General features: G+C 70.3%; 20 protein-coding genes and 1 pseudogene. 6 read left to right on the top strand and 15 right to left on the bottom strand.

The genetic code is table 11. The annotated features are described in order from the left end of the window. Positions 1 to 96: 96 nt before the first annotated feature. Positions 97 to 1,254: an AI-2E family transporter gene (locus ACFSZT_RS26370; protein WP_377388030.1), complete on the bottom strand. Its 1,158-nt coding sequence runs from the start codon at positions 1,252 to 1,254 to the stop codon at positions 97 to 99. A gap of 136 nt (positions 1,255 to 1,390) precedes the next feature. Between ACFSZT_RS26370 and ACFSZT_RS26365 the strand changes: the two genes are divergently transcribed. Continuing rightward, positions 1,391 to 1,717 carry a DUF3040 domain-containing protein gene (locus ACFSZT_RS26365; RefSeq protein ID WP_377388032.1) on the top strand — a complete coding sequence of 109 codons (327 nt, stop codon included), beginning with the start codon at positions 1,391 to 1,393 and terminating at the stop codon, positions 1,715 to 1,717. A gap of 13 nt (positions 1,718 to 1,730) precedes the next feature. Here the strand turns inward: ACFSZT_RS26365 and ACFSZT_RS26360 are convergent, their stop codons facing one another. Further along, the gene (locus ACFSZT_RS26360; protein ID WP_377388034.1) at positions 1,731 to 2,621 is read right to left on the bottom strand and encodes a phosphoribosylaminoimidazolesuccinocarboxamide synthase; all 891 of its coding nucleotides are present in this window, start codon (positions 2,619 to 2,621) and stop codon (positions 1,731 to 1,733) included. A 21-nt stretch (positions 2,622 to 2,642) separates the two neighbouring features. Between ACFSZT_RS26360 and ACFSZT_RS26355 the strand changes: the two genes are divergently transcribed. Then, positions 2,643 to 4,433 (top strand): thiamine pyrophosphate-requiring protein, encoded by a 1,791-nt coding sequence (locus ACFSZT_RS26355; RefSeq protein WP_377388036.1) that lies wholly within the window; start codon positions 2,643 to 2,645, stop codon positions 4,431 to 4,433. Positions 4,434 to 4,640: 207 nt separating this feature from the next. Continuing rightward, positions 4,641 to 5,456, top strand: coding sequence for an SAM-dependent methyltransferase (locus tag ACFSZT_RS26350; protein ID WP_377388038.1), 816 nt, complete (start codon positions 4,641 to 4,643; stop codon positions 5,454 to 5,456). A gap of 5 nt (positions 5,457 to 5,461) precedes the next feature. On the opposite strand, the gene ACFSZT_RS26345 is transcribed toward ACFSZT_RS26350, so the two are convergent. The 7 genes from ACFSZT_RS26345 to ACFSZT_RS26315 all read right to left on the bottom strand — a co-directional run bounded on the left by ACFSZT_RS26345 (position 5,462) and on the right by ACFSZT_RS26315 (position 14,436). Continuing rightward, positions 5,462 to 6,397, bottom strand: a complete 936-nt coding sequence (locus ACFSZT_RS26345; protein WP_377388040.1) for a UbiA family prenyltransferase — start codon at positions 6,395 to 6,397, stop codon at positions 5,462 to 5,464. Beyond that, entirely contained in the window at positions 6,385 to 7,629 is a 1,245-nt protein-coding gene (locus ACFSZT_RS26340; RefSeq protein ID WP_377388042.1) for a cytochrome P450, read from the bottom strand. Before ACFSZT_RS26340 ends, ACFSZT_RS26345 begins: the two co-directional genes overlap by 13 nt. Continuing rightward, positions 7,626 to 9,188 (bottom strand): prenyltransferase/squalene oxidase repeat-containing protein, encoded by a 1,563-nt coding sequence (locus ACFSZT_RS26335; protein WP_377388044.1) that lies wholly within the window; start codon positions 9,186 to 9,188, stop codon positions 7,626 to 7,628. The genes ACFSZT_RS26340 and ACFSZT_RS26335 overlap by 4 nt, the downstream gene beginning before the upstream one ends. 128 nt (positions 9,189 to 9,316) lie before the next feature. Beyond that, positions 9,317 to 11,575: a neutral/alkaline non-lysosomal ceramidase N-terminal domain-containing protein gene (locus ACFSZT_RS26330; protein ID WP_377388046.1), complete on the bottom strand. Its 2,259-nt coding sequence runs from the start codon at positions 11,573 to 11,575 to the stop codon at positions 9,317 to 9,319. 351 nt (positions 11,576 to 11,926) lie between these two features. After that, positions 11,927 to 12,265: an HNH endonuclease signature motif containing protein gene (locus ACFSZT_RS26325; protein ID WP_377478406.1), complete on the bottom strand. Its 339-nt coding sequence runs from the start codon at positions 12,263 to 12,265 to the stop codon at positions 11,927 to 11,929. Between the two features lie 243 nt (positions 12,266 to 12,508). Then, on the bottom strand, positions 12,509 to 13,792 hold the full coding sequence (locus ACFSZT_RS26320) for an IS256 family transposase (RefSeq protein WP_377478200.1): 1,284 nt from the start codon (positions 13,790 to 13,792) through the stop codon (positions 12,509 to 12,511). A 65-nt stretch (positions 13,793 to 13,857) separates the two neighbouring features. Then, a complete protein-coding gene (locus tag ACFSZT_RS26315; protein WP_377385241.1) occupies positions 13,858 to 14,436 on the bottom strand; it encodes a DUF222 domain-containing protein in 579 nt (192 codons plus the stop codon). Between the two features lie 436 nt (positions 14,437 to 14,872). On the opposite strand from ACFSZT_RS26315, the pseudogene ACFSZT_RS26310 reads away from it, so the two are divergent. Then, positions 14,873 to 15,307, top strand: a pseudogene (locus ACFSZT_RS26310) (VOC family protein). Between the two features lie 47 nt (positions 15,308 to 15,354). Here the strand turns inward: ACFSZT_RS26310 and ACFSZT_RS26305 are convergent. The 5 genes from ACFSZT_RS26305 to ACFSZT_RS26285 all read right to left on the bottom strand — a co-directional run bounded on the left by ACFSZT_RS26305 (position 15,355) and on the right by ACFSZT_RS26285 (position 21,280). Further along, on the bottom strand, positions 15,355 to 16,185 hold the full coding sequence (locus tag ACFSZT_RS26305; RefSeq protein ID WP_377384574.1) for an alpha/beta fold hydrolase: 831 nt from the start codon (positions 16,183 to 16,185) through the stop codon (positions 15,355 to 15,357). Between the two features lie 110 nt (positions 16,186 to 16,295). Next, positions 16,296 to 17,555, bottom strand: a complete 1,260-nt coding sequence (locus ACFSZT_RS26300) for a class I SAM-dependent methyltransferase (protein WP_377384576.1) — start codon at positions 17,553 to 17,555, stop codon at positions 16,296 to 16,298. A 7-nt stretch (positions 17,556 to 17,562) separates the two neighbouring features. Beyond that, entirely contained in the window at positions 17,563 to 18,933 is a 1,371-nt protein-coding gene (locus ACFSZT_RS26295) for an FAD-binding oxidoreductase (RefSeq protein ID WP_377384578.1), read from the bottom strand. Between the two features lie 90 nt (positions 18,934 to 19,023). Next, on the bottom strand, positions 19,024 to 19,875 hold the full coding sequence (locus ACFSZT_RS26290) for an SAM-dependent methyltransferase (protein WP_377384580.1): 852 nt from the start codon (positions 19,873 to 19,875) through the stop codon (positions 19,024 to 19,026). A gap of 34 nt (positions 19,876 to 19,909) precedes the next feature. Next, positions 19,910 to 21,280, bottom strand: a complete 1,371-nt coding sequence (locus ACFSZT_RS26285; protein ID WP_377384582.1) for an FAD-binding protein — start codon at positions 21,278 to 21,280, stop codon at positions 19,910 to 19,912. A gap of 31 nt (positions 21,281 to 21,311) precedes the next feature. On the opposite strand from ACFSZT_RS26285, the gene ACFSZT_RS26280 reads away from it, so the two are divergent. Together ACFSZT_RS26280 and ACFSZT_RS26275 are read left to right on the top strand one after the other, a co-directional pair. Further along, entirely contained in the window at positions 21,312 to 21,743 is a 432-nt protein-coding gene (locus ACFSZT_RS26280) for a TIGR03667 family PPOX class F420-dependent oxidoreductase (protein WP_377384584.1), read from the top strand. Between the two features lie 193 nt (positions 21,744 to 21,936). Continuing rightward, entirely contained in the window at positions 21,937 to 22,176 is a 240-nt protein-coding gene (locus tag ACFSZT_RS26275; protein WP_377384586.1) for a hypothetical protein, read from the top strand. A 186-nt stretch (positions 22,177 to 22,362) separates the two neighbouring features. On the opposite strand, the gene ACFSZT_RS26270 is transcribed toward ACFSZT_RS26275, so the two are convergent. After that, positions 22,363 to 22,542 (bottom strand): hypothetical protein, encoded by a 180-nt coding sequence (locus ACFSZT_RS26270; RefSeq protein ID WP_377384588.1) that lies wholly within the window; start codon positions 22,540 to 22,542, stop codon positions 22,363 to 22,365. Positions 22,543 to 22,627 lie beyond the last annotated feature (85 nt).

Genomic DNA, 22,627 nt, shown 5'->3' with positions numbered 1-22,627 from the left:
ACACGCTAGGAAGCCACTGTTGCCGGAAGTCGTCCCGGCGCGTTACCGGACGATCACCACGGTGGTCCGGTCCACCGGGTGCGCGTGATGCCGGTGTTACGTCGGCTCGGCGCGCGGTCCGGTACGGGGCGGGGACTCCTCGGCTGCGGGTTGTCCGGACGGTTCGCCGGTGTCGCCGCTGTCCTCGGCCGGTGGGGGCGCGGGTTCCCGGGGTCCGTGGTGGTCGGCGATGGCGAGCACGACCGCGCGCACCGCGGCGACCACCGGGACGGCGAGCAGCACGCCGGCTATGCCGCCCTCGGTGCCACCGATCAGCAGCGCCACCAGCACGACGGCCGGATGCAGTCGGGAGAGGTTGCCCTGCAGCACCGGCTGGAGCACGTGACCTTCGAGCTGCTGGACTCCCAGCACGATGCCCAGGATGATGAGCGCCGCGACCGCCCCGTTGCTGACCAGCGTCACGGCGACCGCGACGAACCCGGACACCACGGCGCCCACGTACGGGATGAATCCGCCGAGGAAGACGAGCGCGGCGAGCGGAACGGTGAGCGGCACGCCCACCACGGCGAGCCCGATGCCGATGCCGATCGCGTCGATGAGGGCCACGAGCGCTGTCACCCACACGTATACCACGACGCTGTGGTAGGCGCGGCGGCCCGCGTCGTCGACGACCTCGCGCGTCTCCGGGCGCCACGGCCGCAGCAGGAACGCCCACATCTTCGGCCCGTCGTAGAGAAACATGATCAGCAGCACGGCCGAGACGAGCACACCGATCAGGACGTCGGCCACCGTGTTGAACGCGCCGAGGGCCTGGGAGAACAACTGCTGCTGGTTGCCGGCGAGCCAGCCGCGCACCCGGTCGAAGAGCTGGCCCTCGACGTTGAGCGGGCCCGAGGTCAGCCACTCGTCCACTTGCGCCACGGACTGCGACACGCGTCTGCGCAGCTCGTCGAAGTTGTTGACGATCGAGAGCACGACGAACGTGACGATGCCGCCCGCGACGGCGAGCCCCGCGACGAGCGCGGTCAGGACCGCCAGGCTGCGGGGCCAGCGATGCCGGGTCAGCCACGTGACCAGCGGGTGCAGGAACGCGGTCAGCAGCAGCGCCACCGAGGCTGGGACGACGACATAGCTGAGGTGTCCCACGATGTTGCGCAGCGCCCACAGCGCGGCGAAGACCAGCAGCAGCTGGGCCGACACCATCGCCGCGCGGCGAAGCACGCCCGCGGTGAACCGGACGCGCGGACTCGACATGGCGTGCGGGTAACCGTTTCCACACTTCGGGAAACGGCGCGAGTCGTTTGCCGCGGCGGCGGCGGGGTAGCCGTACGGCAAGACCGCACTGGGCGCGGCTCGTCCGTGCCCGACAGTGAGTGCCAGGAGCCCACGTATGTTGAGTCACTACGAACGGCAGGAACTCGACCGCATCCGGCAGCGGATGGAGTCCGACGATCCGGAGCTGGCGCGCGCGTTCGAGCGCGGGGCGCCGCCCCAGCGCTGGGTGAGCGTGCGCGTGCTGCGCCGCGGTCTCGACCTCTTCGCCGCCGCGCTCACCGTCCTCGGCCTGGTGACCCTGAACTTCGGGCTGGTGTTCCTTGCCGCGCTGGTGCTGGCCGGGGCGGCGTGCGCCCACGTAGCCGGCTGGGGTGGCGACACGCTGGCGGCCGAGGCGGCACCGCGCCGGACCGGCGGAGCAGCGCCGGCCGAGGAGTCCTAGCCGCGGCGGCCGCTCAGCCCTGCCAGGTGCGGCCGGTGATCCGCTCGTAGGCCTCGATGTAGCGCGCGCGGGTCGCGTCCACGATCTCCGGTGGCACCTCGGGCCCCGGCGGGGTCTTGTCCCAGCCGGTGGAGGTCGCCCAGTCGCGGACGAACTGCTTGTCGAACGCGTGCTGCGGGCGGCCCGGTTCCCACTCGTCGGCAGGCCAGAACCGGGACGAGTCCGAGGTCAGCACCTCGTCGCCGAGCGTCAGCGTGCCGTCGGCGGCCCAGCCGAACTCGACCTTCGTGTCAGCGACGATGATGCCCCGCCCGGCCGCGTGCTCGGCCCCCTTGCGGTAGATCGCCAGAGTCAGCTCCCGCAGCCGCTCGGCGGTGTCCCGGCCTTCCTGCGCCACCACGTCGTCGAAGGTGATCGGCTCGTCGTGCCCGGCGTCGGCCTTGGTGGTCGGTGTGAAGATCGGCTCGGGCAGCTTGCTGCCCTCGTCGAGACCGGGTGGCAGGGCGACGCCGGAGACCGTGCCGTACTTCCGGTACTCGCGCAGCCCCGAGCCGGACAGGTAGCCGCGCGCGATGCACTCGACCTTCACCATGGTGAGCGGCCGGCAGCGCAGGGCGCGGCCCGCGAACTCGGCGGGCACGTCCGTCGCGGAGAGCACGTGGTTGGGGACCAGGTGGCCGAACTGCTCGAACCACCACAGCGACAGCTGTGTCAGCAGCGCGCCCTTGCCGGGGATCGGGGTGGGCAGGGTGACGTCGTAGACGGAGATCCGGTCGGAGGCGACGAGGAGGATGTCTCCGTCGTCCTCGTAGAGATCCCTGACCTTGCCCGCGTGGATGTGCCTCACGCGCCCATCGTACGGACGGGTTGACGACCGCCCCGGCGGGTAGCCCCGGAACAGCATTGCAGGCGAGGAGGAGGCGACATGGCCGAGACGGTCGGTGACCAGGTGCTGCGACGGTTGCGCGAGTGGGGCGTCGAGAACGTCTTCGGTTACCCGGGCGACGGCATCAACGGAATCGTCGCCGCCTTCGGCAAGGCGGGTAACCAGCCGCGGTTCGTCCAGTCCCGGCACGAGGAGATGTCGGCGTTCCAGGCCGTCGGCTACGCGAAGTTCAGCGGCGCCGTCGGCGTGTGCACGGCGACCTCGGGGCCCGGGGCGATCCATCTGCTCAACGGCCTCTACGACGCCAAGCTCGACCACGTGCCGGTGGTGGCCATCGTCGGGCAGACCGCCCGCACCGCGATGGGTGGCAGCTACCAGCAGGAGGTGGACCTGCAGTCCCTGTACAAGGACGTCGCGTCCGCCTACCTCGTCGAGGTCAACGCCGCCGAACAACTGCCCAACGCGCTCGACCGCGCCATCCGTACCGCCCGCGCCCAGCGCACGGTGACGGCGGTCATCATCCCGGGCGACCTGCAGGAGCAGGAGTACAGCCCGCCGCAGCACGAGTTCAAGCAGGTGCCCTCGAGCCCGCCGAGCACGCCGCATGCCGTGGTGGTGCCGCCCGACGACGAGCTCGCCCGCGCCGCCGAGGTGCTCAACTCGGGCAGCAAGGTCGCGATCCTGCTCGGTCAGGGTGCGCGCAACGCCGCCGGTGAGCTCGAGCAGGTCGCCGAGCTGACCGGCGCCGGAGTCGCGAAGGCGTTGCTGGGCAAGGACGTGCTGCCCGACGACCTGCCCTATGTCACGGGCTCCATCGGTCTGTTGGGCACGCGGCCGACGTACGAGCTCATGCGGGACTGCGACACGCTGCTGATCGTCGGCTCCAACATGCCCTACAGCCAGTTCCTGCCGGAGTTCGGGCAGGCGAGGGCCGTGCAGATCGATCTGGACGCCGGCATCGTCGGGATGCGCTACCCCGTCGAGGTCGGTCTCGTCGGCGAGGCGAAGGCGACCCTGCGCGCGCTGATCCCGTTGCTGCGGCGCAAGACCGAGCGCTCGTGGCGGCAGGGGATCGAGGACAACGTGGCGGCGTGGTGGGAGACCATGGAGCAGCAGGCCATGCTCGAGGCCAAGCCGGTGAACCCGCAGCGCGTCGTCCACGAGCTGTCGGCGCGGATCCCGGACAACGCCATCGTCACCGGCGACTCGGGTTCGTCCACCAACTGGTACGCCCGCAACCTCAAGATCCGCGGCCGGATGCGCGCGTCGCTGTCCGGCACGCTCGCCACGATGGGGCCCGGCGTGCCCTACGCGATCGGCGCGAAGTTCGCCTACCCGGACCGGCCCGTGGTCGCGCTCGTCGGCGACGGCGCCATGCAGATGAACGGCCTGGCCGAGCTCATCACCATCGCGCGGTACCGGGACCTGTGGGCCGACCCGCGTCTCGTCGTGTGCGTGTTCCACAACGACGACCTCAACCAGGTCACGTGGGAGCTGCGGGCCATGGGCGGGGCGCCGAAATTCGAGGAGTCGCAGTCGCTGCCGGACATCTCCTACGCCGCGTTCGCCTCGGCGCTCGGCTTCGACGCGGTGAGCGTCGACGACCCGGCGCAGCTCGGCGACGCGTGGGACCGGGCGCTGACCGCGAGCGGTCCGGTGCTGCTGGACGTCCGCTGCGACCCGGAGGTGCCGCCGATCCCGCCGCACGCGACGTTCGAGCAGATGAAGTCCACGGCCGAGGCACTCGTCAAGGGCGACCCCAACGCATGGCACCTGCTGGTGCAGGGCGCGAAGACGAAGATGCAGGAGTTCGTCCCCGGCCGACGCTGACCGGTCCCGGGCGGGCCATTTAACGCTGTGACATTGTGACGCTGTACACCGCGCTGTGCCGCGGTATGCATTTCCCTTGTGTGCCAAGGGAAAACTCCTCGAACGTGAACGACCACGCTGCGTCGGCACGCAGTAGAATCTGGCCCTCCGCGCGGCACGAGATCGCTGGAAACCGAGCGGGCCAGCACCCGAGGAGGCGTACCAAGAGTGGCTCTCCCCGTTCACACGACCGAGTCCCCGGACCAGCCTGGTTACGACGGTCCGGAGCTGCCCGGCATCGCCCAGATCAACGACTACTGGCTCGACGGCGACCACCACGAGCCCGCCGACCGCGAGCTGGCCGACAAGTTCGCGGTCGTCGCCCCGCACATCCCGTACCTCGTGCGCACACAGCGTGCGCTGCTCGGCCGGATCGTGCGGCACCTCACCGAGCTGGGGATCACGCAGTTCCTCGACCTGGGCTCCGGGATTCCGACGTGCGGGCATGTCCACGAGCTCGCGCCCTCGGCGAGCGTGGTGTACGTCGACAACGACCCGCGTGTGGTGGCGGTAGCCCGCGACGTCCTGGCCGGCACCGGCAACGCGGTCCTGCTCGACGAGGACCTCCGCGAGCCGGACCGCGTGCTGGCCGCGGCGGCCGAGACCGGGTTGCTCGACCCGGCGCGGCCGCTGGGTGTGCTGATGATCGAGGCCCTCGTGCACCTCCGGGACGCCGAACAGCCCGCCGACCTCGTCGCCCGCTACGTCGACGCGGTGCCCTCGGGAAGCTTCTTCGCGATCTCGCACTGCGCCCAGAACGACCGGCTCGTCGAGGCCTTCGAGCTGTTCGAGCGCATGATGCTGGGCTCGCGGCCCGCGGTGAACCTGCGCCCGCGCGAGGTGCTGGCCGGGTACTTCACCGGTCTCGACCTCGTGGAGCCCGGCGTCGTACCGATCACGCTGTGGCATCCGGACTCCGAGGACGAGGTGGACCGCAACCCCGACCAGGTGCTCATGCACGTGGGGGTCGGCCGCAAACCCTGACGCGCTCAGGCGCTGGCCAGCGCCACCACGGTCAGCGCCAGATCGCCGACGAGCATCACCGACATCGACCGGGTGCGCATGCGCCCCGAGTCGGGAACGGAGCCGCGTGCCAGCACGCCGAGCATCGTCGCCGCGACGCCCACGAACACCCAGTGTGCTGCCGTCCCCGCGACCGCGGCGACGGCCCCCGCCCGCCACGACAGTCCCCACGTCGTCACCACCAGACCGGCGACCATCACCGTGCACCCGAGCAGGACGGCCCGCGCCGCGCCGTACCGCACCGGTGCCGTCGCCATGCCGGTCTCGGCATCGGCCTTGATGTCCGGCACCGACCACCACAGCAAGCGCCCCGCGGCGAGCACCCCCAGCCCGAAGTACACGAGCCACGCGGACGGCTCGACGACCGGCGTCACGGCGGTGTGGGTCAGCAGGCACGGCAGCACGATCACGGCCGCGCAGAAGGCCGGTGGCCCCGCGAGCCCTCGGCGTTTCAGGTGTACCGGCTCGACGTTGTAGAGCACGTGCAGCACGACGATCCCCGCGGCCACGCAGACCGGCGCCCAATGGCCCACCCACACCGACACGGCCAGCGCGGCGGCCAGCCCGACCGCCATCTCGCCGATCGCCCAGCGCAGGGCGGGCAGGCGCCCGCCGAGGCGTTTCGCCGCGCCGGCGAGCTCGTGCCGTTCGGCATGCCGCTCGTCGGTCCGGATGTCGACGGCCGTGTTGAGTGCCAGGCCCGCCACGGTCAGCACGAACGCCGCGACCGCGGCGGCCACGACCGGCCCGGCCACGAGCCCGCCGGCGCCGGGGGAGGCGAAGCAGGCGCCCCACACCGCGTAGCAGACGTAGCTGATCGAGAACGGGTACTCGAGCCGGTGCACCGCCGCCACGTCGCGCCAGCCGTGCCGCAGTGGTGCGTGCGGCGTCAGTCGTGGCACGCCGTCACTTCCATCCGCAGCCGGGCCGACGGTGCCATCGCGTGCCCGCGCAGCTTCGGCACCCCGGCGCGCGGGTTCACGCAGCGCAGGTCTCGCCTGCGCAGCACCGCGGCCGTGATGACGCGCGCCTCGAGCTGGCCGAGGTTCGCGCCGAGACAGTGCCGGGCACCGCCGCCGAAGGGCAGGTATCGCTGCGCGGGCACCCGCTTGCCCAGGAATTGGGTCGGCTCGAACCGGTGCGGGCCCGGGAAAGCGTCCGGCTGCCGATGGGCGAGGTAGATGCTGGGGGAGAGCACGGTGCCCGCGGGCAGCCGCCTGCCGAGCAGCTCGACCTCGTCGGGCAGCGTTCGGTTGCCCGCGGCGGGTACGGGCGGGGTGAGCCGCAGCGCCTCGAGCACGGCCGCCTGCAACAGCGGCACCGCCGCCGCGTCGGCTCCGGTATCCGATGTGGACCGCAGCTCGGCCAGGACGTCGTGCCGCAGGTCGTCGTGCCGGTGCAGCCAGTACAGCGTCCACGCGGTGGCCGACGCCGTGGTCTCGTGGCCCGCGAACAGCAGGGAGACGATCTGGTCGCGCAGCTCGCCGTCGTCGAGCTCGCCCAGTGGACTGTCCTCGGCGAGCAGCAAGGAGGCCAGCGTGGGCGGCCGGGTCCCCGCCGTCGCGCGGGCCCGCTCGACGAGCACCCGGTCGAACTCGGGCGTGGATGGCGGCAGGCCGCCCCTCGCGATCCGGTAGGCGAGGGATCGCGACGGCGAGCCCAGCGCACGGTCGAGCCAGCGGGTGAACTGCCCCAGCACCGCGTCCTCGGCAGTTCCCAGCACGATGCGCGCGGCGATCTCGAGCGTCACGCGGCGCGTCCAGTCGGGGAGTGCGAACACGGTGCCCGGGGTCAGCTCGGCGAGGGCGCGCTCGACGGCGTCGTCGATGACGTCGCGGTAGTCACCGAGCCTGCGCGTGCCCAGCGGCGGGCCGAGGAGCCTGCGGTAGGCGGTGTAGCGCGGCCCGTCGGTCCACAACAGAGACTTCGGCCCCAGCACCGGGCGCATGGACCGGCTGCCGGGGTGGCCGAGCTCGTGGTCGTGGCGGAAGAGCCAGTCGAGGGCGTCGGGGTGCCACACGAGTAGCTTCGGCACCGGTTCGGTCGCCAGCTCGGCATACCGCGCGGGCGCGTCGGCAAGACTGTCCAGAAAGGACAGCTGGCGCAGTGCCATGCGCAGGTGTGTGCGCATCACCGGGCCTCGAGGGAGGACACCGCCAGTCTCTGCGCGACACCCGGCGTGGTGTGGGCCAGGTGCAGCGCGGCGAGAATCTCGGTTCGCACGATCCGCAGCGGCGTGTAGAGGTCCTTGTCGTGCCACAGCGGCGGGTGGTCTGCGTCGTCGGCGTGGGCGAGCAGGTAGTCGGCACCGCGCGCGGCGGCCGCGTGGGCGTGCTCGGTGACCTCACCCGCGGCGGTCCGCACCAGGGTCCGCACCGCGTAGGCGGTCTCCTCGATGGTCGGCCCGTAGTGACCCCACGATCCGTCCGGCCGCTGGGTCGCGAGCAGCCAGCCGACCGCCCTGCGCACGGCCGGGGCACCCGTCGCACCGCCGTAGGCGGCCAGTGCCGTCGCGGCGCACACCGTGGCGTAGTACGGCGAGGCATGCCACTTGTCGAACCAGCAGCCGTCGGCCTGCTGATTCGCGCACAGCCACTCGGTGACCGCGTGTGCGGCGGCGGCGTAACGTTCCCGATCCGGGAGATCCGGCACCAGCGACGCGCCGATGGCCTGCAGCGCATGGGCGTTGGACGTCGTCGATGGCGTGCGTTCGCCGGGGAAGGTGACGAAGTGCTCGCCGGAGAAGTACGGCCACAGGCACTGAAGTGAGCGCGGGCTGCCGAGCAGGGCCAGCGCGTGCAGCGCGGTGGCGGTGTCGTCCACATCGGGCGGCAGCCCGAGCCCGCCCGCGGCGCCGTCCTCCCCGAACGCCGCGTGCAGGCTGTCCACGAGCTCGCGGGGCACGCGGAAGTCGATGCCCGTCTCGGCGAGGAGGGATAGCACCCAGGCGCGTTCGAACAGGGCCAGCGGCGCGGCCACCGGGACACCACCGTCGGCGTCCTGCACCGCCCGCAGGTACTGCACGGCGGGCAGCGCCGCGTCGCGCAGCGCCTCGTCACCGAACCAGGCGGCGGTCGCGGCCGGGGAGCAGCCGACGATCCCGCCCTGCACCGGACGGACGAACGACGCCCGCCGGGCCACCGGGCCCAGGGTCTCCAGGGAATGCCACAGCTTCTCCGGCAGCGTATGCCCTTGCGTCACGGCGGTGCGCAGCTCGTCGAACAGGTCCGGGTACGTGCCGGGCGGCATGGGCAGCGGCGCACGGCCAGCCCGCTGGAGCCGGGCGTTCACCTCGTCGACGAGCGCGGGCACGATGATCTCCACCGCCACCGTGTCGGGCAGCCCACTGCCGGGCGGTCGCGCGGCGAGCGCCCGCAGGCCGCGCTCGGCGGCATCGGTGACCGGGGTTCCGGCTCCGGGTCTGCGGCTTTCGGTGAGCAGCGCGTCGGTGGCGCTCAGTGTGGGCACGAGGCCGTACTCGGCGGGACCGCCCCAGGAACCGTCCGATCGCTGTCGCTCCAGCAGAAAGCGCACGCGCGCCTCATGCCCCGGCAGGGACGAGGCGAGCGCGACCAGCCTGCCCGTCTCGTAGATCGACGGGGAGTATCGCCCCCACGGGTCGCCTGCCATGTCGGACAGCAACGCCGAGACCGCGTCGTATGCTTTCTCCAGCCAGGATTCGAGCGAGTTCAACGAGCCCCCTCACGGCCGGCGTGGGTGGAGTTGTCGGTCCCTCCGAGTAGTCGGGGAGATACCCAAAGTAGCACCCGGACAGGCGCGGCTACACCCTGTTTGGTCCTAACGGAGCAGCCTCCGCAGCCTCAGCGTCCAACCGTGAACGCGTTCGTGGTGCCGGTGAACGCGGTGACGCGGCCCAGCGCGTTCCTGGCGTCGCCGCGGTAGCGAATGCGGTAGGTGCCCGCCGCGTCGTCGGGCACGTCCCAGTCGATCGTCACGCGCGAGGCCGCGATGCCGTGCCTGGCCCAGCGGAACGTCGTCGACCAGTCACCGTCGTCCGCCACGGTCCGCCAGGAGTTGCCGGTCCAGCGCTGGACTTCGAGGTACGTCCCGCCGCGGTGCAGGTCGTTGCCCGGGTGCGCGCCCGCGAACACGGCCTCCACCCGCTCGCCGGGCACATAGGACGGTCGTGGCTGGGTGAGGACGTCACCGAACGACCTGCCCAGCGGCGGGGCGTCGAGGAACACTCCGGGTTGCAGCCGCAGCTGCCTTCCAGCCAGGTCGGCCGGCCGCTCGCCGATCGGCACGTGGCGACCGTCGCGCATGGCGGCCGCCAGGTCGTGCGCGGTCTGCTGCAGTGCGGGCAACTGCCAGCGGCCGAACAGAGTGCTCCCGCCCTCGTAATGCTGCGCGTCGTACTCCTCGGGCGTCGTGACGTAGTGGAAGTAGGCGTTGCTGTACCCGGCGACGAGCACGTCCCGCACGTCCGCGCCCACGGTCTCGGCGACGGTCCGGCGCAACCGTAGGCCCGCGGTGATCGTGACCTCGCCGGGGATGCCGATGAGGTAGAGCTGCCCGACGCGCACCAGCTGCACCGGCACGATCTCCTGCACCCACGGGTACGTCGCGTTCATCGCGCCGATCGGCACGAACACGCCCTTGGGTGCCTGGCATTGCTTCAACGCGGGTGAGGCCGTGTAGAGCACGGAGTGCGAGACGGCGTCCCACAGCGGATTCTCACCCTCAGCGAAGCCGGGGAAGGCCGGACCGTCCTCCATGCTGCCTGCCGCCATCGCGGCACCGACGGCCGGATCGCAGGTGCGATGCGTCTTTCCGTCTCCCGTGAACTCCGGCCGGACCTCTACATCAGACAGATCGATGTAGACGAGGCGGGAGTCGACACCGCCCGTGACCGGCGTGCCCCTCGCGTCGAGCTGGCCGGCCGCCGCGCGATACTGGCGCAGACCGTTCTCCTCGGTCGCGGCGAAGTCCGCCGGCGTGGTCGGCGGCTGCAGGTCGAGGTTCGGCGACATGTCGCCGGCGTTGGTCTGGGCGAACGCGGAGATGAAGTCCGGGTCGATGTCGGAGCGGTAGTCGACGTGCTCGACCTCGCGTTCCCAGTGGTAGGCCGCGTAGCCCTTGTTGTCGGCGCTGATGAGCTTGTTGTCGCCGGACATGCTCGTGGCGTGGGTCGGGAACCAGTTGATGGCACCCACCGGCGTGCCGTCGCGCTCGATGCGCAGCAGCGAGGTCTGCGGGTCGATGGCTCCGGGGAAGAACGCCTTGTCCCGCTCGGGATTGCGCTCGAACGCCGCGCGCGACCGGTTGACGCTCGCGTCGGTGAGCTCGTCGTGGGTGAGTGTCAGGGAGGCGGGTGCCAGGTCGGCGTGCGCGCGCTCGACCGACTCGACGATGCCGTCGGTGACGGCGTTGAACGTCTTGTCGTGGAAGCCGAGCGTGGTCAGGTTGTAGAGCAGGTGGTGGGAGTGACCGCCGGGGCCCGAGTGGGTGTGCGTGCCGGTGATCAGGACGTTCCGCTCGTGGTAAGTGCCACCGTAGCGTTCGGCGAGGCGGCGGAGCACGGCCTGCCGGACGCTGTCGAAGATCATCGGTGCATCCACCACGACGAGCAGCACGCGCTCGTCCGTCCGCGGGTCGGCGATGACAAAGGCACGGGAGCGCAGCCGGTTGTGCAGACCCTGCGCCTGCTGGTCGAGGCGGCCGTAGCCCATCATGCCGACCTCGGCGACCTCGCCCGTCGCGTCCGCGATTCCCCGGCCGACGAGGTAGGGGCGAGCTCGTCCGCCGGTCTCGGGTGGGGTGTCGGGCCGGCGGAGGCCGGGGGTTGCCGGGCCGGCTGCGGTTGTCGGGCTGCCTGCTGAGGTTGCCGGGTCGCCGGCCTCGGGGCTGGTGTCGGCCGTTCCCTTCTCGGTTGCCGGGACGGTTTGGGTCGCCAGGCCGGGCTTCGCGGGCGGGCTCGCTTCCGGTGCGGGGCTGGGTCGCTGTGCCGCCTCCGTGGCCGGGTCGTTCTCGGCGGGGCCCGTGGCCGCCGCGGCCGGGGCGGTGAGCAGCCCGCAGCCCACGAGCAATGCGACGGCGAACGCGCGGGCTCTCTTTGTCATGCTCCACCTACCCCGTGGACAGAATGTGAACGTGATTCGCGATTCTTCGTGGTGTGAGGGCGGAGTGCAAGCGCTGAATCGGGTGAGCAGATCTGGCGGGCCGGACGCCGGCGTTCGATTGGCACGACAACTCGTGCGGGTCTGGGTGCACTCCGATGAGCCGAACGGTCGTACAGGCGACGGGGTGCGGAGGCCGAACGGCCGAACAGCCGAACCGCTGGGAGGATGAAGGAGCCGGGACGTCGAACAGCCGAGCCGCGCTGATGGGGTGGTCCCGGCGGCGAGGATTACCGACCGCCAAGTCAGCCCATCGGAACCACCACCCGGCGACCCTGCCGCCCACCGGAACCCTTACCTGGTACGCCCCGCGGCAGCTCCCGCGCGCAACCCAACCAGCGGCGTGCGCGAGGGCAAGCGGGGGTGCCGCTGGGTGCTCTCGCGGCGCCGTCGTTCGTACTGTCGGGGCGTTCGGTAGGTGTGGCCGGTCGGGGTGGTGATGTGGAGGCTGCCGGTGTCGGTGAGGTGGAAGTGCCAGCCGGGGGTGTGTTTGGTGCGGTGGTGACGTCGGCACAGCCCGATGAGGTTGCCGGTGTTGGTGTCGCCGTTGCGCTGGTATGGGATGACGTGGTCGAGGTCGGTGTCGTGGGCGGGTCGGTGGCAGGTGGGGAAGCGGCATTCGCGGTCGCGGATCTTGACGTGGTCGGCGGTGACGGCGGGCGGGCGGTAGCGGGTGCGGCCGACATCGACAGGCGCCCCGGTGTGGGGGTCGGTGATGATCCGCCGCCAGGTGGAGTTGGGGTCGAACGCGATCGCCCGCGCGATCGAGGCGGGCAGCGGGCCGTGCCCCGCGAGCTCGGCAGGGTTCTCGGCGAGCCCGATCAGGGTGGCACTGTCATGATTTCCGTGTAAGCCACGGATGATGTGTTTCTTATCTTAGTGGAGTGGTATGCGGTTGGGGAAGAGGGTGACGAGGGTGTTGAGTGCTTGTTTCCAGCCCCATGTGCCTGTTCCTGATGGTCCTCCTCGGTGGCTGGTGATGTTGCGTAGTCCGAGGTAGAGGAGTTTCGTTGCGGCGGCGTCGCTGTCGAAATGTCCGCGGTTCTTGGTGAGTTTGCGGAGTTGGAAGTTGATGTTCTCGATGAGGTTTGTGGTGTAGATGACCCGGCGTAGTTCGGGTGGGTAGTCGAGGAACGGGGTGAAATCGTTCCAGGCGTGTTGCCATACCTGGACGGCGGCGGGGTATTGGGTGCCGAATTCTTTGTCGAAGTTCTTCAGTGCGATCTCGGCGGCCTCGAGTGTGGGGGCGGTGTAGATGTCGCGCATTCCGGCGGCGACCTTTTTGCGGTCGCTGTAGGAGATGAAGCGCATGGCGTTGCGGATCACGTGTACCACGCAGGTTTGGATCACGGTGTCGGGAAACGCCGAGCGGATCGCGTCGGGCAGTCCGGTCAGTCCGTCGCAGCAGGCGATCACGATGTCTTTCACGCCGCGGTTGCGTAGGTCGGTGAGGACCTTGGCCCAGAACTTCGCGGCTTCGGTGTCGGCGATCCAGAGCCCGAGGGCGTGTTTGCGGCCCTCGACGTCTACGCCGAGGGCCAAGTAGCCGACCTTGGTGGTGACCACGCCCTTGTCCTTGATCCGCAGGCGCAGCCCGTCCACGTACAGGATGGGATACACCTCGTCCAACGGGCGGGATTGCCAGAGTGCGATCTCGTCGACCACGACCTCGGTGACATTGGAAATCAATTCCCGCGACGCGTTCACGCCGTATACTTCGTGCAGGTGGGATTCAATATCGCGGGTGGTCATGCCACGTGAATACAGTGACAGGATCGCCTCGTCGATGTTGCCGAGACGTCGGGCGCGTTTCGGCACGATCGCGGGCTCGAACGAGCCATTCCGATCCCGCGGCACTGCGACCTCGATCGGGCCGTTCGTCGTGGACACCGTTTTCGTCGACTTGCCATTGCGTGAATTACCACTCCCGGCGCCGGCCGGGTCGCCTTTCTCGTAGCCGAGGTGATGTGTCATCTCGGTTTCCAGCGAGCGCTCCAGCACGGCCTTGGTCATGCGATTCAGCAATTCCTGGGCACCCAACGCGCCGCCATTGGCGTAGGCGTCTTTCACCAAAGCATCAAGGGCCTCCGATGACAACGCGCCGGCGAGCGCCTTACCGGCCGCGGAATCCCCAGCCTGAGTAGGTGTGTTCTCGGTCACAGATGGATCCTTTCTGGATCGCGTCGGACAAGCTGATCTTGGTCCATCCGCGGCTTACACAGTTGTCATGACACGGCCATCAGGGTGGCGACGTCGATGTACACGAACACCTCCGCCCGCACCGATGCCTCGCCCGGAGTCCCGCTGAGCAGCAGATCGGCGAACACGTCGGCCCGTAGCTGGTCCATGGTCCGGCCGTCCCCGGCGTTGCGCAGCGCGCGGGCACACCGATCGATCCGGGCATAGGCCGCCGAGGCCACCTCGGCGGTCAGCGTGGCCATCGCATCATCGCCGTGCCGCAACTCCACCCGCCGTTCCCGCCGCCGCGCCTCCGCCCGCGCCGCAGCACCCTCCGGATCCACCTTCTGCACCGCCCGATTCACCATCCGCCGAATCGACGCCGGACCCCGCCCCACCAACCGCCCGGAGACCAGCGCATCCACCTCCCGCGCCCGCGAATCAGATAAGACCGCTGTCGGTTCCGAGATTTTCGAGGCTTTGTACAGATCGATCGTGCCCCGCGACAACGCACCCAACGTTTCCGGAAGTCGCGTCACCAAATCCCGTGCCAACCCTACTTTGATCCGGGCAGAATTCTCCGAAATCGCCAACCCCAGCGCCACTTCCGACGCCATCGGCAGCATCCCCACACGAGCCGGAATACGCGGCGATCTCCCGCTCCAGCTCGACAACGCGCTCGATAGAATTTTCCCCCATGCCAACAATTCTACCGGAAAACCACGAACCGAGAGGGTGAGCCGCAAACAACGGGATGTGACCACGAGATCCGTTCCGTGGGGAACTGCCGCCAGCGATCAGACAATGAGAGGTGATGCGTGGAGTGGCAGTTTCCCACGGCGCGCCGAAGGCGTGCTTGAAACCCAACCACCCAACCAACCAAGGCAACCAGAAAAATGGCCCCGCCGGACCTCCCGTATTCGACGAGCGAGCAAACATCGAGCCGGACCGCGACTGACCACGCCCCCGGCACCAGCCTCATCGGCTCCCGTAGCGCCGCCGTCCTCCCAGCCACGGAAAAACCACAAGAACAGCGGCAGCCTCACCTGCTAGCGTCCGCCGGTGTCGTCGATCAAGCAGGTCCAGGTCACCTTCGACTGTGCGGACCCCGAGCGCGTCGCTCGTTTCTGGTGCGAGGTGCTGGGCTACGTCGTACCGCCACCACCGGAGGGGTTCGCCACCTGGAACGACTTCCACAGCTCCCGGCCTGCGGAGGAGCAAGGTTCATGGTTCGCCTGCGTGGATCCCTCAGGAGTGGGCCCGCGGCTGTAGTTTCAGCGCGTTCCCGAAGGCAAGGTCGTCAAGAATCGGCTGCATCTTGACGTGCGAGTCGGTACCGGGCTCGTGGGCGAAGAGCGCCTGGCCGCGCTTGAGGCCGAATGCGCACGGCTCGTCGTGCTCGGCGCGGTCCGTGTGCGCCTGCTGCTTGCCGACGGCGAGAACGAGTCGTGCCTCGTGATGCAGGACATCGAAGGCAACGAGTTCTGCCTCGACTGACCGAGCTCCGAGACGGCGAAGACGGCGAAGGGCTCCCTCGTGCCTGGTCAATGCCGCCCGAGGTGGTCGAGCAGCAGACCCGTGAGCAGCTCGGGCACCTCCTCGGGCACCCAGTGGGTGACGTCCTCGACCATCCGGAACTCGTACGTCCCGGTGACCCACTGCTCCGTCGCCAGGGCCGCCGTCGATCCGAATGCGACGTCCTCGGTGCTCCACACGTACAGCGCAGGCACGCCGACCTTGCCGATCGGGTCGCTCGGCCTGCCGGCGCGGTACCAGTTGAGCGCGGCGGTCAGCGCGCCCGGTTCGGAAAGCCGGGCGAGGTACTCGTCGACGCGGCTGCGCGGGACCTTCCACTCGAACATGCGGCGCAGCGCGTCGGCGTTGTCGGCGAGCATCCGCTTCTCCGTGGTGCTGCTGCGCCAGTCGCGCATGTACTGCGACCGCATCGCCTGGTCCTCGTCCGTGCGCAGCGCGTGCACCAGCGCGCCGGGGTGGGGCGTCGAGACGGACGTGACCGTGCGCAGCCGGTCCGGGTGCCGGTCGGCGGCCCACCACGCGACCGCGCCGCCCCAGTCGTGCCCCACCAGGTCGAACCGCCCCCAGCCGAGTGCGTCGGCCATCGCCATGACGTCCCCGACGAGGTGTTCCATGCCGTAGTCGGAAACGTCGTCCGGGCGGACACCGGGTGAGTATCCCCGCTGGTCGGGCGCCACGGCGCGGTAGCCCTCGCCACCGAGCCGCGCCACCTGGTGCTCCCACTCGAGCGCCGCCTCGGGGAAACCGTGCAGCAGCAACACCGGCCTGCCGTCCTCGGGGCCTGCCGCGATGGCGTCGAAGGAACCGGCAGGCGTGGGAATGCTGAGATGCTCGGTCACGACAGCACCGTAACTCCCTGGCGCACCTCGGCGCGGGCGACCTGCATGACGCGAGTCGAGCGACAGGTGCCGGCACGCACATCAGCGGCAATGCCGGACCGCGCGGGGTGTCACACTCCCCAATCGGGGCGCAACGGCATACCCGCGTTGCCCCGATCGTCCACCTTGACCCCCAGCACCTGCTGCAGCTCGATCTTGTGCCGCTCGAACGACAGCCGCGACGCCGCCATGTACAGCGCCCACACCCGGGCGCGCTGCACCCCGGCCTCTCGCACGGCCTCGGTCCAGTTGGCGTCCAGGTTCGCGCACCATGCGGTGAGCGTGCGCGCGTAGTGCTCCCGCAGGTTCTCCGAGTGCCGTACCTCGAACCCGTTGTCCTGCATCGCGGAGATGATCGTTCCGACGGCCTCGAGCTCGCCGTCCGGGAAGACGTACCGGTCGATGAAGGGGCCCGTGCGGCTCGGCTCGTACGTGTGCGGGCGAGTGATGCAGTGGTTGAGCAGCCGCCCGCCGGGACGCAGTTTCGAGGCCAGGAGCCGGAAGTACGACGGCAGGTTGCGCGCCCCGATGTGCTCGGTGAGCCCGATGGAGGAGATCGCGTCGAACCCGGTCTCGGTGACGTCGCGGTAGTCGAGGTGGCGTACCTCGGCCCGGTCGGCGAGGCCGCGCGCGACGATGTCCTTCTGCGCCCACTGCGCCTGCTGCCGGGAGAGGGTCACGCCCAGCGCCTGCACGCCGTAGTGCTCGGCGGCGTGCGCCACCATGCCGCCCCAGCCGCAGCCGACGTCGAGCAGCCGCATGCCCGGGCGCAGGCCGAGCTTGCGGCACACCAGGTCGAACTTGTGGAACTGCGCCTGCTCGAGCGTCGAATCCGGCTCGGGGAAGCACGCGCACGTGTAGGCCATCGACGGTCCGAGCACGAGCTCGTAGAACCGGTTCGACACGTCGTAGTGCCGGGCGATGGCGACGCTGTCGCGTGCTTTCGAGTGCCGCAGCCCCCGCAGCACCCGGCGCGCGCGGCCGGGGGCCTCTTCGACGGGGACGTGCACCGGCCGTAGGTAGCGGGAGCCGATCTGGCGCAGCACCCACAGCTTCTCGGTGGTGGAGAGGCCGTCGATCACCGCGGTGAGCGCGCGCAGCACAGCGTAGAGGTCGCCGCTGATGTCGAGGTGCCCGGTGACGTACGCGCGGGCGAGGCCGAGTTCACCCGGCGCCGAGAGCACGTAGCTCAGCGCCATGGGGGAGCGGATGTGGAGCTTGTGCGGACAGTTCTGGTCGCCGATCACGCTGCCGTCGTACGCGGTGACGGCCACGGGTTCGCCCGTGTCGAGGAACCGGCCGAAGATCCGTCCGAGTTCTCCGTGGGGCATGGGGTTCTCACCTCGCTTCAACGCACTTGCCGTACAGGTCCAGCAACCTCCCTCGCGGGTCGTAACGACGCTTGAGCGCCTGGTAGGTCTCGCCGTTGTACAACCGCCAGAAGGTCTCGCGGTCGTAGAAGCTCTCCGAGTACAAGGACTTCCGGCCGCCGAGCTCGGTCACGGTCCGCTCGATGAGCCGGTTGTGGCTGCCCTGCGGCCTGCCGTGCTCGAGCGGAACCGTCGCCCAGAATCCGAAGTTGACATAGAGCGTGTCCGGGTCCAGTTCGTACAGTGGCCACCGTCGGCCGTCGCGTTGCCGCAGCGGGCACACCCAAACGGGACTGATGGGTATCTCGCGGTGGAAGAAGTCCAGGAACGTCGTCGCCTTCTGCACGGGCACCTCGATGTCTTGCACCACCGACTCGGTATCCGGTTTGCCCAGTGCGCGCTGGATCCGGCCGAGCACCTGGTGCCTGCGTTCGAACGCGACGACCTTCCAGTACACATCGGAGCGGAGCAGCCTGGGACCCACCAGCAGCCGCACGAGCCGGTTCTGCACACCGAGGGCGCGGGAGCACCAGAACCAGTCGGTGTCCCAGCGCCAGAGGTAGTCGCGGACCGGCAGGTAGTCGACGTCGCGTTCCCGGATGGACTGGTAGTAGATGTCGAGCCACGTGTAGTCGCTGGTGAACGGCGCCTCGCCGGTGAACGTGCCGAGGGTCAGGTACATCTCGGCGGGACCGAAGACGGTGCCGTCGACGAAGTCGGCCTCGCGCTCCCGGCACGCGCGGTCGAGCCGGGCGAAGAACTGCCGCGCGTCGGAGAACCGCACGTGCTCCAGCCGGACGTAGGGCCGCACGGGTTCCAGCTCGATGGTGAGCCGCAGGGCGTAGCCGAGCGTGCCGTAGGAATTGGGGAAGCTGAAGAACAGGTCACGGTGCTCGTTGCCGGGGGTGACGTGGAGGATCTCGCCGTCGCCGGTGAGGATGTCCATGTCGAGCACGGACTCGTGCGGCATGCCGTTGCGGAACGAGGACGACTCGATGCCGAGCCCGGTCACCGCGCCACCCAGCGTGATGGTCTTCAGCTGCGGCACCACCAGGGGCATCAAGCCGTGCGGCAGCGTGGCGTCGACGAGCCGTTCGTAGGTGACCATGCCCTCGACCTCGGCCGTCCTGGCGTGCGGATCGACGCGGAGGACGTGGTCGAACGCCGACACGTCCAGGCCCGTGCCGCCGGCCGTCCGCGGCCGGAAGAGGTTCGACGTGCGCTTCGCCAGCCGCACCGGCGAGCCGTCGGGCAGGGCGGCGAGCTGGGCGCGCAGGGCGTCCACGCGCGCGGCGTAGGCGGCTGACTGGTCATCACGTGCCGTGTCGGGCAGCCCCATACGGCCATGATCGCGCCGCCCGGCCGAGGCTGCCAGGGGACGAGTGCTTTTTTCCGGCTTGTCCACCCGCCTGGCGCAAGCGCTTTCAGCTCACGGCTTGCGCGCGACGCCCCCGATGACCCGCGACTCCGACGGCACGGCGGCGAACAGCGTGTCCGCATCGGGATGCCAGGCCGGCGCGTATACCAGGCCCGGGTCCAGCAGCTCCCAGTCGCCGAAGAAACGGGCGAACTCGCTGCTCGTGCGCAGCTGGCCGGGGTTGGTGGTGTTCTCGTAGTAGTCGACGAGGTCGGCCAGCGCCTGCCGCTCCTCGTCGCTCGCCGGGTTCTCGTTGGTCATCTGCGAGAGCACGATGACCGACCCGGAGGGCAGCGCCCCGCGGTAGAACTCCAGGATGCCGTCGGGGTCCTGCTCGTCCTTGATGAAGTGCAGGACCGCGTTGACGAGCAGCGCCACCGGCTGGTCCCGTTCGACCAGCCCGGTCGCCCGGACGCGCTCCCAGAGCTGGTCCGGTTGGAGCAGGTCGGCGGCGATGGCCGTGTGCCGCTCGGGGTCTGCGGTATCGGCCAGCAGCAACGTCGAGTGGGCAAGCGCGATCGGTTCGTTGTCGATGTAGACGACGCGGGTGTCGTGCTCGGGCCGGGCGTCGTCGGCGACCTCGTGCACGTTGCCCGCCGTCGGCAGCCCGGATCCGATGTCGACGAACTGCCGGATGCCGAGCTCGCCCGCGCACCGGCGTACCGCGCGGGCCAGGAACTGCCTGCTGGTCTTGCAGTACTCGCCGATCAGCGGGATGCGCTCGCGCACCTTCTCCGCGAATGCCCGGTCGATCGCGTAGTTCGTGTTCCCGCCGAGGAAATAGTCGTAGACCCTGGCGGCCGACGGCCGGTCCAGACTTCCCTCGACAGCCCGCAGTGCGTCGTCGCGCTCCGCGCTCACCACGTTCGAGCCTCCTGCCTCTCCGCGCCGGAAGGAGTCATCGTGAGCCGAAGACTCCCTGCCCGGGCGCCAGTACACCACGCGGGTCATGGCGCTGCCGAGCCGACTCGAAAGTCTTCCAGGCCTCGCCGAAATGATCTTCCCACTGCGGAGGCGACATCGGCAGCATGCCTGCGGGATACACCGTGCCGCCCAGCGCCCGCACGCTCTCGGCCAGTTCGGTGTTGCCGGCGACCATCCTGGCCGGACCGGCCGGATCGTAGGGCCGGGCGGTGCGCAGCAGGGCGAACAGCCACACCAGCTCGGTGGACGGCACGCGGAGCAGCGGAGTGGCGAGCCGGTCGCGGCGCACGGGATAGAGCAGGACGAGCCCGGATGCGCCGAGGTCGTCCGGCGTGGTCGCGGCGAGGGCCTCGGCGACCACGGTCTCGACCTCGCCGTCGGGTAGGAACACCGTGACCCACGGGTGCGGGTGGAACCAGCTGCCCTCCGCCCGCAGTTCCGCCTCGCCATCGGCCATCCGGTCGAGAAACTCGTGGTAGGTGGTGTCCTCCGCCTCCGCCGTGTCCGGGTCGAAGGACAGGTCGCCGAGCAGCGCCTGCTCGTCCGGGGCGTCGGGCAGGGAGTAGAAGCTCGCCGCGTCGAGCACGTAGCGCCAGGTGCCGGTCGGCTCGCCGGGCAGGAGCTGCCCCTCGACGTAGTCGAAGCGGCCGTCGCCGACCACGCGGCGCTGGTCGGCGAGGAAGCCGGCGAGCGTGGCGTAGGAGAGCTTCCACCGGCGCGTGCGCTGCCGGGCGGGGCGCAGCCGGATCGTCGCGCGCGTGATGACACCGCACTGTCCCAGCCCGGCGCGGACGGCGTCGAACAGCTCCGGCTCTCGCTCGGCCGAGCAGCGCACCAGCTCGCCCGTGCCCGTGACGACGTCGAGTGCCGTGACGGTGTCGGTCTGTGCGCCGTGCTCGTGACTGGCGCCGCCGATGCCGCCGACGGCCAGGGTGCCGCCGACGGTGAGTTCGAGGTAGTCGGTGAGCACGGGCGGGGTCAGGCCGCGGGGCAGCGTCGCGCGCAGCACTCGGTGCCAGCGTGCCCCGGCGTCCACCACCACCTCGTCGCCCGCGCCCGGATACACCCGCGCCAGGCTCGTCATGTCGAGCACGATCCCGCCCTCGGCCTGGCTCTGCCCGAACGGCGAGTGCCCGGAGCCGCGCGCGGCGACGGGAATGCCGCGGTCGGCGGCGAATCGGACCACGGCAGCCACGTCGGCGGGTGTGGCCGGGCGGACCACCGCCTGGGGCCGAGCCTGGACAAGGCGTCCCCAGTCCTGTGCCGCGGCGGCGAGGTCCGGCTCCGCGGTGCGGATCTCGCCGTCGAGTCCCGGGAGTTCGGTGGTGGCGAACAGGTCCGGCATCTGGCGGACTCTAGTGGCTACGGTGGGCGCCATGGCAGTCGATGTGCTTCCGGCGGAGGGGACGCAGTTCGGCGACCGGGTCCGGCAACGACTCCGGACCGAGGAGGTCGTCTGGCTCACCACCGTCGGCGCGGACGGGGCGCCGCAGCCGAACCCGGTGTGGTTCCTCTGGGAGGGCGAGACCGTGCTGGTCTACACCCGTCCGGACGCCCACCGGCTCGAGCACATCCGGCAGCGCCCCCAGGTCGCGCTGCACTTCAACTCCGACGGAAGCGGCGGTGACATCGTGGTGATCAAGGGCACCGCGCAGATCGCCGACGACGAGGTGCTGCCGTCGAACATGCCCGCCTACCTCGACAAGTACGCCGAGGCCATGGAACTGGTCGTCGGCGGCGTCGAACCGTTCGCAGCGCAGTACCCGGTCGCCGTCCGGGTGCGCCTCGAGCGCGTGCGCGGGTACTGAGCAGGGATTTCACCCCTTCGGGGCTGGGTCGGCCGTATCCGTCCCAGCAGCACCGGGTATCCCGAACTGGTCGATACCGGACATCCGGCCGTCAGTGGCCGCACGCCGCATCGGCCGGTGCCACACCGGAGCCTGGGTGCTATGGTGAGGTAGCGTGCTACCTGAACGCGCAGGGTGCGCAGAGGGGGTTGGGATGATCCGCCGCGACCGCGAACTGCTCGCACATCTGTCCGCTGTCAACGCTCGCCTCGGGGAGGCCGTCGTGGAGCTCCTCGACCGGCAGGACGGCGGGGAACTGCCCGCCGACGGCCTCCGGGCGCTCGGAGAACACCTCCAGCGGGTGACCACCGAGGTGCTGAAGCGGGCCGCCGAACTCGACGCGGTGGTCGTCGACGCATCCGATCGGCCCGCGATCCCGGGCCCGCGCGTCTGAGGCGCCCGGAGCACGGCATCGGCTGCCCGCCGCGGCCCGGGCTCGGGACTGCGCACCCCGGGACCGTCACCGAGCGGCGGGCCGGCCGGCGTCCCGCGTTGTCGCCGGGAGCGGGGTTGTCGCCGGGATGTCGTCACCCGTGTCGCTGCCGGGCCGGACCGCTGCCCGCCCGCCGGCACTCGGGCGTCAGGAGCGTGGCTCCTCACGCTCGCCGAGCGGCGGCACTGCCGGGTCGTCGTCCGCGGGCGGTTCCGGGTCGCGCCATTCCTCGGCGCGACTGGGCCGGTTGCCCTGCAGCATGCCTTGCAGCTCCGCCTTCATCTCGTCGTCTTCGCGCGGGCTGTTCTGGTCGCTCTCGCGGTGCATGTCGAGCCTCCTTCCCGTGCGTCCGTTCGGCCTACCACCCGGCCGGCGCGGCGAAACGCAGGTTTGCCCCGGCCTGCCGGGGTGT

Source organism: Prauserella oleivorans, from assembly GCF_042685745.1.
Classification (GTDB): domain Bacteria; phylum Actinomycetota; class Actinomycetes; order Mycobacteriales; family Pseudonocardiaceae; genus Prauserella_A; species Prauserella_A oleivorans.
The sequence above is the reverse complement of the archived record's forward strand: the minus strand, read 5'-3'. Positions and strand labels throughout refer to the sequence as shown.